At 58.1% G+C, this 11,489-nt stretch carries 6 protein-coding genes and 1 pseudogene; 4 read left to right on the forward strand and 3 right to left on the reverse strand.

Annotated elements, in window-relative coordinates; genetic code table 11:
• The 4 genes from QCE73_RS38290 to QCE73_RS38305 all read left to right on the forward strand — a co-directional run.
• Positions 1 to 586: phytanoyl-CoA dioxygenase family protein (locus QCE73_RS38290; RefSeq protein ID WP_309885974.1), on the forward strand; the 586-nt coding region annotated here is incomplete at its 5' end.
• Between the two features lie 222 nt (positions 587 to 808).
• The gene (locus tag QCE73_RS38295) at positions 809 to 3,859 is read left to right on the forward strand and encodes an FAD-binding and (Fe-S)-binding domain-containing protein (RefSeq protein WP_309885975.1); all 3,051 of its coding nucleotides are present in this window, start codon (positions 809 to 811) and stop codon (positions 3,857 to 3,859) included.
• 78 nt (positions 3,860 to 3,937) lie between these two features.
• Positions 3,938 to 5,242 (forward strand): MFS transporter, encoded by a 1,305-nt coding sequence (locus tag QCE73_RS38300; protein WP_309885976.1) that lies wholly within the window; start codon positions 3,938 to 3,940, stop codon positions 5,240 to 5,242.
• Positions 5,243 to 5,321: 79 nt separating this feature from the next.
• The gene (locus tag QCE73_RS38305; RefSeq protein ID WP_309885977.1) at positions 5,322 to 6,764 is read left to right on the forward strand and encodes an aldehyde dehydrogenase family protein; all 1,443 of its coding nucleotides are present in this window, start codon (positions 5,322 to 5,324) and stop codon (positions 6,762 to 6,764) included.
• A gap of 903 nt (positions 6,765 to 7,667) precedes the next feature.
• Here the strand turns inward: QCE73_RS38305 and QCE73_RS38310 are convergent.
• The 3 genes and pseudogenes from QCE73_RS38310 to QCE73_RS38320 all read right to left on the reverse strand — a co-directional run bounded on the left by QCE73_RS38310 (position 7,668) and on the right by QCE73_RS38320 (position 11,348).
• A pseudogene (locus tag QCE73_RS38310) lies at positions 7,668 to 8,682 on the reverse strand (IS110 family transposase).
• Positions 8,683 to 8,976: 294 nt separating this feature from the next.
• Positions 8,977 to 10,416, reverse strand: a complete 1,440-nt coding sequence (locus tag QCE73_RS38315; RefSeq protein WP_309885978.1) for an aldehyde dehydrogenase family protein — start codon at positions 10,414 to 10,416, stop codon at positions 8,977 to 8,979.
• The gene (locus QCE73_RS38320) at positions 10,413 to 11,348 is read right to left on the reverse strand and encodes a LysR family transcriptional regulator (protein WP_309885979.1); all 936 of its coding nucleotides are present in this window, start codon (positions 11,346 to 11,348) and stop codon (positions 10,413 to 10,415) included. Before QCE73_RS38320 ends, QCE73_RS38315 begins: the two co-directional genes overlap by 4 nt.
• Positions 11,349 to 11,489: the final 141 nt, after the last annotated feature.

Raw genomic sequence — 11,489 nt, forward strand, 5'->3', positions numbered from 1 at the left:
CTCCGCCGTGCGCTCCCCCAGATTGCTCGAGCCGGCACAACAACTGATTGACGATCCCGAACTCTACGTCTATCACACGAAGTGCAATCTGAAGACGGCAATCGACGGTTCCGTATGGCAATGGCACCAGGACTTCGGCACCTGGCATATCGACGGCGTGAAAGAGCCGCACATGACAACCGCGTTGGTCATGCTCGATGAGCCGACCGAAATGGGCGGATGTCTCTACTTCATCCCGGGAAGCCATAAACTCGGTTCACTCGATCCGACGTTCGACGAGGCAACCGGTTACCGCTTCTACGTGGTACCCAAGCCGACGATGCTCGATATCTTGTCCAGCCATCCCAAGGCCGTGCCTATTATCGGCCGCCCGGGGACAGTCGTGTTCTTCGACGCTAACATCGTGCATTCCTCGGGTCACAACCTGTCCGGTGACGATCGATGGCAGGCCTATATCGTCTACAACCAGGTGAAGAACAAGCCTGAACAAGTCGAACAGCCGCGACCGGATTATGTGCGCTCGATCAATTTCCTTCCTCTCGAGGTTGGCTCAGACGAGATTCTCGACAGAGTTCAGATCGGCTGAACTTGCGCGCGCGTCGCTCGCCAGGACGCATGTTCCTGGCGAGCAGCGGCAAGTCACATCAACAGGGTAAGCCTTATCTCCTGAGTGTCGCCGACGCGTGACCTCGCGTTTTCTCTCTGAATGCGGCCATCGCAACGACGCGTCAGGCCTGTTGCTCTATGGACGCAAGTGAAGCGATACGTACGCAGAGTGCCGCACAAGGACGCATGAAAGGTAAGCGACATGAAGGTCATAAAGATAAAACTAGAAGAAACACGAGAGACTATTTCCGAAGCAGCGTTTCTCGAAGCGCTGCGCGTTGCGGGTCTGGAGGGCGAGGTCGACGTCAGCCATGCGACGCGCACGGTACTCGCAACGGACAATTCGATCTATCAGCGCAGACCCACGGCTGCGATTTTCCCTCGCAACGCCGCTGACGTTGAGCGCATCGCGCGGCTGCTCGCCGAGGAGCGATTTCGAAGCGTCGTGGTATCGCCCCGGGGCGGTGGCACCGGGACCAACGGCCAGTCATTGACCGACGGTATCGTCGTCGACCTGTCCCGCCACATGAACCGCATCATTGAAATCGATCCGATTAAACGCACGGCAAGGGTTCAGGCAGGCGTCGTCAAGGACCAGTTGAATGCGGCTCTCAAACCGCACGGATTATTCTTTGCTCCGGAACTGTCCACGTCGAACCGCGCCACGATTGGCGGAATGATCAGCACGGACGCCAGCGGACAAGGCAGCTGTACCTATGGGAAAACGCGCGACCACGTCATCGCTCTGAAGAGCGTGTTGCTTGGAGGCGTTCCGCTCGTCTCCGAGCCGGTCGACGATGCAGCACTGGAACAGCTTTGCGCACGGACGGATATTGTTGGACGGGCCTACAAAACAGCCCGCGAGATTTCCGACAATCAGGCTGAACTCATACGAGACACATTCCCGCCGCTTAATCGCTGCCTGACGGGATACGATCTCGCGCATCTTCGCGAGCGTGACGGAAGGCTGAACCTGAATAGCCTGATTTGCGGCGCGGAGGGTACGCTCGGCTTCGTTGTAGAGGCGACAATGAACGTGTTGCCGATACCGCTTCATTCGGCGCTGGTGAATATCCAGTATGAAGGATTCATGGATGCGCTGAGGGATGCACGCGCTCTGATGGAACATCGGCCGCTGTCCATTGAGACGGTGGACTCCACGGTACTCGCGCTAGCTCGCGATGACGTTGTCTGGACTTCGATATCCGAGTTCTTTCCGGACTATAACGACGAGCGAAGCGCTCAAGGTATCAACCTCGTTGAATTCAGCGCCGATGATCTCGGTCAGTTGCAAAGCCGTGTCGCTGAATTTGCAGAGCACATCAGCACGGACCGGAGCGTTCGGCGTTTTGGCCACACGATCGCCTGGGGACATGTGGCGGTCAACCGTGTTTATGCAATGCGAAAGCGCGCAGTCGGCCTTCTTGGCAACGTACGCGATAGAAGGCGGCCTCAGCCGTTTGTCGAGGACACGGCTGTTCCTCCGGAGCAGCTCGCGGAGTACATCGCAGAGTTTCGCGCGTTGCTCGATTCCCACGGTTTGAAGTATGGAATGTTCGGCCATGTCGACGCCGGCGTGCTGCACGTGCGTCCCGCGCTCGATCTTAGAGACCCCGATGATGCTGCCTTGATCAGGCCCATCTCGGATGCCGTGTCGGCGCTCACCATGAAGTACGGCGGACTTCTTTGGGGAGAGCACGGGAAAGGCGTGCGCTCGGAATACGCACCGACCTTCTTCGGGAGCCTTTACCCTTCCTTGCAGCGAATCAAGGCAGCGTTTGACCCATATAACCAGCTAAATCCCGGAAAGATCGCCGTACCGACAGGCGCTGATAGCACACTTCTCAAGATTGACTCCACCACTTTGCGAGGTGAACTCGATCGCGAGATCAGCGACGCTGTGTGGGAAGCGAACGGTGACGCCGTCCGATGTAACGGCAATGGCGCTTGCTTTAATTTCGATCCGGACGATTCGATGTGTCCTTCATGGAAAGCGACACGTCAACGCATTCATTCTCCGAAAGGCCGTGCGTCGTTGATGCGTGAGTGGTTACGTCTGCAGGTAGCTGCAGGTACCGATCTGATCGCTCGACCGCGTGCGAAGCGCTTGCCCGTACGTTTTTTGAATTCGCTGCGTCGCGGTCGAAACAAAGATGATTTTTCGAACGAGGTGTATGAGGCGATGACCGGCTGCCTCGCCTGCAAATCTTGCGTCGCTCAGTGTCCGGTCAAGGTTAACGTGCCGGAGTTCCGATCACGATTTCTGGAGCATTACCACACACGATATCTTCGCCCGGCTCGCGACTACATGATTGCTTCTCTCGAACACACGATTCCAAAGCTGGTCTCCGTGCCCGGGGGGCGACAGTTTTACAACGGTGTTGTGGACAGCCGGTTCGCGCGACTGTTGCTTAAGCACTTTGTCGGAGTAGTCGACACACCGATCATTGCCCAGAGCGAAGCCAGCAAGTCGAACCGATGGGCTATCGCGACGCCTGAGACTCTGATGCGGATGAATGCAAGCGAACGGAAACGTTGCGTGGTCATGGTCCGCGACACTTTCACAAGTTTTTTTAGTGGCGACGTCGAGACCGCATTTGTCGAGCTCGCGGATTCTTTGGGATTTCGTGTATTTTTTGCGCCCTTTCATCCGAATGGGAAGCCTCTCCACGTTCTGGGCTTTCTGACACGGTTCGCGCAGGCCGCGCGCAAGAACGCCCAGACACTGCTCGATATTGCAAATACGGGTGTCACGCTGGTTGGGATCGACCCGGCCATGACGCTGACGTATCGCCAGGAATATTCCAAGGTACTCGGAAGCGAAAACGTCCCGAATGTGTTGTTGCCACAGGAGTGGCTCGCGACTGCGATCAGTTCGTCGCACACGCCCAAAGCGGCACGCGCGTCGTTCAAGTTACTACCTCATTGCACGGAGAAGACCAACGCCGCGCAAGCTACCGCGCTCTGGAAAGCGGTTTTTGCCGCAGCAGGTCTGGACGTGGTGATGCCCTCAACAGGGTGTTGCGGGATGTCAGGCACTTACGGTCATGAAGCGAGGAACGTGACTACATCGACCGACATCTTCGCGCTGTCGTGGGCGCACCAGATTCCTGAATCCGATTGCCCGGTCAGAAACGAGGAAAGTCGGGAGGTCCTGGCGACAGGCTATTCCTGTCGCTGTCAGGTCAGGCGTCTGCGAGGCAAGACGCTTCGTCATCCATTGCAGGTGCTCGCGGACATCTACCGCCGATAGTCATTAGATGTAGCTCGGGACGTAGCGCTGTTCAATGTGAAAGCAAATACCTATTTTTCGAAAATATAAGGAGACGGAATGATCGAGAAGTCGAAGAAATTAAAGCGCATACAGGTGGCGTCAATAGCGCTTCTGACGCTGGCAGGGATTGTCAATTATCTCGATCGGAGCACATTGTCTATCGCGAACCATTCCGTCAGCAGTGAACTCGGGTTGTCAGCATCTCAGATGGGAATATTGCTGTCTGCCTTCTCGTTCGCTTACGCCTTTGCGCAACTGCCGGTCGGGGTGCTTCTCGACAAGCTTGGTTCGCGAGTGATGCTCGGACTGGGAATGTTTGTCTGGTCCGCCGCTCAATTTAGTGGAGGGCTGGCAACGAACCTCCATCAGTTCATCATTGCGCGTATAGCGCTCGGAGTAGGTGAATCGCCAAACTTTCCGGCTGGCGCGAAAGTGGTCAGCGAGTGGTTTGGAATTCGGGAGCGGGGTCGACCGACGGGTATCTTCATTACTTCGTCGACGATCGGGCCGGCTCTTGCGCCCCCGATTCTGACTGTCATGATGCTGTCGTGCGGTTGGCGACAAATGTTCATGATCATGGGTGGCTTCGGAATCGCGGTGTCGTTCGGCTGGTACCTGATCTATCGTGACCGCAAAAACGTGACGCTCTCGGACGGAGAAGCCGCCTATCTGAACGAAGGTGCAAGTGACACCAAGGTCGAGCGAAAGATGACGATGTCGGAATGGCGTAATTTGTTTCTGACGCGTACCACCTGGGGCATGATTCTCGGCAATGCGGGCATCATCTATATGCTGTGGCTGTACCTGACATGGCTTCCTGCGTATCTTGAGCGTGAGCGTCATCTGTCGCTCGCAAGCACCGGATGGCTGGTGTCCATCCCATATCTCTTCGGCACGATTGGCATGTTATCGAGCGGATTCGTTGCCGATGCGTTGCAGGCCCGCGGTATCGCGCCGATTAAAAGCCGAAAGTGGCCTATCTGTGTCGGTCTGATTGGTGGAGCTTTATTTACGGTTCCCGCTGCGTTCACGCCGAATCTGACACTTGCGATTCTCTATCTCTGCGTCGCGATGTTCTTTGTCCAGATGGCATGTGGCGCGAGTTGGGCGCTTGTGTCTGTGGCTGCGCCGCGGCACATGGCGGCTTCCCTTGCAAGCATTCAAAACTTCGGCGGTTATTTCGGCGGCTCGTTCGCGCCTTTTGTCACCGGTGTTGTCGTCGATCGGACGCATTCGTTTGTCGACGCGTTCCTTATCAGTGCTGCAATCGCGCTTCTGGCTGCGCTCGTGTACGCACTGATGGTCGGGAAGCGCGTCGACGAGCCGAAGGTCGCCGTGTCGGCACCGCCGCTCGCGACGTAACCAGTTTGCGCAGGCCGGTATAACCGTTCCATAAGATTTCCGGCACACGGAAAGACTTTCTTTCATTTGGCGAAGTTAAATGAATCAGTATAGAAACCTGATCAACGGTGAGTGGGTAGCTGGTGAACACTGGCGACCCAACGTGAGTCCGTCGGATAGCAACGATGTAATCGGTGAATACGCCGACGCCAATGTGTTACAGATCGAGATCGCAGCCGTTGCGGCACGGGAGGCCTTTTGCTCATGGTCAAAGAGTGGTCCACAGGAACGCTTTGACTTATTAGATCAGACGGCTTCGATCATCCTGTCTCGGAAGGCGGAGCTGGCGACGCTGCTATCGCGAGAAGAGGGCAAAACGCTTTCGGAAGCTGCCGCCGAAGTGCAGCGAGCGGGACAGATCTTCAAGTTCTTCGCTGGAGAGGCGTTGCGAACCGATGGCGAACTACTTCCATCAATTCGATCGGGTCTGACAGTCGAGGTCACTCGGGAACCGATAGGCGTAGTCGGTCTCATCACGCCGTGGAACTTTCCGATTGCAATACCGGCCTGGAAGATCGCACCGGCGCTTGCGTATGGCAATTGTGTCATGATCAAGCCGGCAGAGCTGGTGCCGGGGTGTGCGTGGGAACTCGTGAAAATCCTGTTCGACGCCGGGGCTCCGCCTGGTGTCGTCAATCTGTTGATGGGACCCGGCGCGGCCGTGGGCGAAGCGCTCGTGCGGTCTTCCAATGTCGATGCAATCAGCTTCACGGGATCGGCGATGACGGGTCAAGCTGTCGCCGAGAAATGCGTTTCGAGCGGGAAGAAGGTGCAGCTTGAAATGGGGGGAAAGAATCCCATGGTCGTGCTCGACGACGCCGATATGGACGTCGCTGTCGAAGCCTGCATCAACGGATCCTTCTATTCGACGGGACAACGTTGTACTGCATCGAGTCGTCTGATCGTCGGTAGCGGCATTCATGACGAGTTCGTCGAAGCAATGCATGCACGCATGAGCGTGCTCAAAGTGGGGAACCCGCTGGATTCTCAAACGCAAATAGGGCCGGTCGTCGATGCGAGACAGCTAGCGCAGGACGAACATTATATTCGACTCGCAAAGCGTGAAGGCGGAAGCGTGTTCGGCGGTGCCCGTGTAGATGCCGACACGGAAGGATTTTTTCTCACGCCTGCGTTGGTGACCGGAACGCACCCATCCATGACGATCAATCAGGAAGAAGTGTTCGGCCCGGTTGCGTCGGTCATTCGGGTCAACGATTATGACGAGGCCCTTGCCGTAGCGAACGATACTCGCTTCGGATTGTCCGCAGGAATTTGCACGACGTCGCTCAAGTACGCAAGCCATTTCAAGCGAAACGTCGAGGCCGGCATGGTGATGATCAACACGCCGACGGCCGGGGTCGACTACCATGTGCCGTTCGGCGGCCGGAAAAAATCCAGCTACGGAGCGAGAGAACAGGGCAGCTATGCGCAAGAGTTCTTCACGACGGTGAAAACCGCTTACATCGCGGCTGGTATCGGGTGATCTAGAATCCTTCACCTCCTTTGTATGAGATGAACTATCTAGGAGCAAACCGCCGAGGTCTTTAGAATTAAACGTTCGGATCCTAGCCCGGAATCGCGGCCCAGAAAATGAAGGGCCCTGTCTTCCGCAGCGCTTGGAAGGCCGGGTCAGCCGTCGGAGCAACCTGATGTCGAGCGTCTGGGTTGGGCTTGCTTTATCGCACTCCGTGAGCACGGCGGGGTATGGTCGCGCTGAGGTCTGAAGCAACCCGGTATCCGATGATGCATTTGTCGCCGCTCGGGGAATTCCGAAAGAGATTCGCTAACGAAACGCCGTCTGACTGCACCGGCTGAATGCCCCTTTTTGGCCATGAGCCTTGGGTCCGTTTGTTGCCAGTGGTAGACCGGGTTCATGCGGTCGCGCCTTCGCACGATTCGGTGCTCGGCCAGATTAGTTTGGATTGCCTGAGCAAGGACATGCATGAAGAGATGGAGCATCTTGATCGCAGTGCAGTACGGCGTCACTGCGGGCGCGGATCCTTATACTCGCTCGAACGTCAAGATGCCTGTTCCTTCGCGCTCATCGACGGAATTCCTGTTTAGTTCCGTCTTGAGCGTCAGAGTGTCGCCACTGATGGTGTAGATGCGTACCTGCGTCCCGTTTTGCAACAACTTTCGGTTGTTCAGAATGACAGGGTGGGTTGCAGCTCTCTATCCGGCCTTCGTGCAGCCGATAATGCCGCTGCGGGCCCCTATAAAATCCGCTGACTCATTCCTCATTCTTGCAACGAGCTCGAAGCTCGAGTCAGTATGCAGGTTAGCGAGTCCCAGGTCCTACTGACTAGTCATCACACTCGATCGCTGCGCAAACTTTCGATGTTCACCTGGTGCTCTAACGTTGATCGTCTACACGAAGCGCAACGATTTATGCGGGCTTCACACAGACGTAGTCCCTCCGGTACGGCCTGTCGTGCGCAAGCACTGCCCAGATTGTGCGTGCCATCTTGTTTGCAAGCGCGACGATCACCACGTTCTTGGGTCGACGTTTGATCATCTGTTCGACCCATGGACCAGGTTCTTTCCCGTGTTCCAACACCGATCGCGCACCGTGAATCAGCAGCGTGCAGGTATGTGTCGCCGCGCTTCGATATGCCGTGCAAGATCACCTTACCCCCGGACCCGTTTGCTAGGGTACAAGACCAGCCCACGCCGAGACTCCCTGCCCGAACTGAATGCCTTCGGGTCACCCAAGGTCGCGACGGCTGCTGTCGCGGTCAGCAACCCGACGCCCGCGATTTCGCTGATGGCCTTAACCGCCTTATCCTCTTTCTTCCATTCCCGCATCTGGCGTTCAATCTGCGCGACCTGTTCGTCGAGTTTCTTCAACCCAATCCACTGCTCGCGAAGTGAGTCGATAACAACCGCAGGCAATCGCTCGGCAACTCGCTCAAGTACGGCGGGAATCGCCCGGTCAAGAGCAGCACGACTCTTGCCCATTATCTCGCCGTGCTCCGTTAGCAATCCACGCAGGTTGTTGACCTGCATCGTGCAAAATTTTATGAGTTGCTGGCGCATCCGATGCAGCGACAACATCGCCTGTTGCGTCTCGTCTTCACTGCGACTGGCTTGCCCGGTTGCTGAACGGCGAGCCAAATCGCGCGCGCGTCAGCGGCATCGCTCTTGTTGCGAATGTTGAACGCCTTGGCGAATTCCGCTGGTATCAGTTTGACCTCGTGCCCCATTTTGATTAGCTGCCGTGCCCAGTGATGCGCACCGCCGCATGCTTCCATTCCGATTAGGCACGGCGCACGATTCGCGAAGTGTTCTAGAAACATCGCTCGCTTGATCGGCTTGTTCACGATCTCTCCGCTTTCCGGATCAACGTAGTGCACTTGGAAAACCTGCTTGGCGATGTCAACGCCTACGGCCATACTATTCATGGTGGATCCTCCGGTTGCCGGGAAATGCTTGCATTTTCCACCTGGGCACATTGATGCTGTTAGCCCGTGACGATCCACGCCTCCGCGCATACGATCACGGGTGGGACGCGTTCATTTCATTCAGTATGAGCGAGATCACATCAAGGTGTCTATTCATGAGAGATGCGCCTTCGGAACGAGCGTGTCTTTCGTCTGCTTTCTCAAAAAGGTTGGCCGCTGCACTAATTTTCGATGGCCGCCATTCGGGTTTCGCCACGTTGAGAAGCAGGCGGAATTGACCGCCCGCCAACTCACTCAGCGTAGCGGCGTCACGCCATCGGCGACGCCTGCCGGCATGCAGATGTGCTTGATTTCCGTGAAATCGGCGAGGGCATCGTAGCCGTGCAGGCGGCCAAGACCGCTTTGCCGGTAGCCACCGGTTTCCGCTTCGGCAAAGAGCCTGTTGTGATCGTTGATCCACACCGTGCCGTTGCGCAGCGCGCGCGCGATGCGAAACGCGCGCGCGCCGTCGTTGGTCCACACGCTCGCCGAGAGACCAAATACGGTATCGTTGGCTCTGTCGATTGCCTGCGCTTCAGTGTCGAACGTTTCAAGCGTGACGAACGGCCCGAAGATTTCCTCCTGGCAGAAGAACGCTTTCGGGTTGCTGTGTTCGACGAGCGTCGGCGAGAGAAACGCGTGTCCTGAGCGCGTGCCGCGCAGCAGTACGCGGTCGGCTTCATCGCAGGCGCGGGCAATGGTCTGATCAACCGCGTTGCGCGTGGCCGCGTCGATTAGCGGACCGATGTCCGTTGCCTCGTCGATGCCTTCGCCCACTTTCAGCGCTTCGAGCGCGCGCGTCAGATGCTCACGCATCTCCTCCGCTCGCCGGGCATGCACGAGCACTCGGCGCGCGGCAGTGCATTGCTGACCTGAGATGATCGTCGCGGCGCGTGCGATACGCGGCGCGATCGCGGCGACGTCCGCATCCTCGAAGACGACGCAGCACGACTTGCCGCCGAGTTCCAGCGAGAGCTTCTTCATGCTTTCGGCGGCGGCGACCATGATCTTCTTGCCCGTCGCGGTTGAACCGGTGAAGCTCACCACGTCGACGTCATGCGACTCGACCAGTCGTTCGCCCGCCGCATAGCCAATCTCGTTGACGAGGTTCACTGCGCCCTTGGGCAGCGCCGTCTGCTCAAAGCAGCGCAGCATGGCGGCAATAACGATCGTGGTCTGAGCGGCGGATTTGACGATTGCCGTGCAGCCCGCGGCGAGAGCGGGCGCGAGCGAGCGCACGAGCAATACCGCAGGCGCATTCCAGGGCACGAAGATGGCCGCGACGCCAGCGGCCTCACGCAACATCGTCGAAACCGTTCCCGGTTCCGTTTCCAGTACGTGTCCGGCGATGTGCCGGGCGAGTCCTGCGTAATATCGCACTTCGGAAATCGCGGCTGCGATCTCGCCGCGCGATTGCGCGATCGCCTTGCCGTTTTCGCGCGTAAGCAGGGTCGCAAGCGGTTCGCGTTGCGCATCGAGTGCGCCGGCCCATGCGAGCAGCACGTCCTGACGCAGGCGCGCGTCCTGTGCCCATGTCGTGCGGTCGAAGACGTTCCGTGCGGCGTCGATGGCCGCATCGGCTTCCGCCGCCCCGCCGTCGGCGAACTGGCCGATGCTTTCGCCCGTCGCGGGGTCGATGCTGTCGACCGACGGCACGCCGACCCATGCGCCGGCTATCCAGTGTGGTGCTTTCATGCAGTTTCCTTGGAGATAAGAGGGGCGTTCGCGGATGCGTTCGACACGCGATGCAATTCGTCGGCGATGATCTCGATCAGCGCCTCGGCCGCAGCGGACAACGGCCTGCGCGGATGGCTCACGCGCACGATATGCCGCACGATGCGCGGCGCGAGAATCGGATAGGCCCGCAGTGTGCCGCGCTGCACGGCCCGCCCGACGGCGATGCGCGGCAGGATCGTCGCAAAGCGAGTGCTCTCTACGAGCTTCACGATCGTGCTGAGTACGTCGATTTCGAAACGAGGCGCAAGCAGCACGTCTTCGTGCTGTGCGGCGGTATCGAGCACGCCGCGCAGGCCGTGGCGCTTGGTCGGCAATACAAGTTCGAGTTCGGGCAACTGCGCTAGCTCGATCGTGTGGGGCAGGTCAGGGCCATGCCTGACGCTCGTCGCCAGCACCATTTCCTCATCGAGCAGCGTCTGCGTATCCAGTGACAGGCGCGCGCGGGGCTTGTTGATCAGGGCCGCATCGAGCTGGCCGCCCGCGACCCAGTCAATAAACGTCGCGCTATAGCCGTCCGCCACCGTTACTTCGACATGCGGATAACGCGCATAAAAGCGCGAGAGCGAATCGGCAAGCACGCTCTCTGTCACCGATGCGATGAGCCCGATGCCCACATGCCCCGTCACCACTTCGTCGCGCTGCTGGAGCTGCTGCCGCGCGTGCGCAAGGTCGCGCATGATCGGCAGAAAGAGGCGATACATCAGGCGTCCGGCGGCGGTCGGCGCCATGCCGTGTGCGCCGCGCTCGAACAGTTGCTGATGTAATTCTTCCTCCAGCTTCGCAATCTGCATGCTGAGTGCGGGTTGCACGATGTTCAGCCGTTTGGCCGCGCGCGTGACCGACCCGTCCTCGAACAGCGCGATGAAATACTGGATTTGTTTGAGGTCCATTTCTCGTTCGGGTTGATATCAATAAGACTAATGATGCCCAGCCACGCTATCAGTTTGAGTCCGCGACCGACGTGTCGGCCATTCCTGCAATACCCGGCGGTGCGCCGGGGCGCCACGCCACCGTGTATTGATATCGATTTG

The sequence above is a fragment of the Caballeronia sp. LZ029 genome (assembly GCF_031451275.1).
GTDB classification, from domain to species: domain Bacteria; phylum Pseudomonadota; class Gammaproteobacteria; order Burkholderiales; family Burkholderiaceae; genus Caballeronia; species Caballeronia jiangsuensis.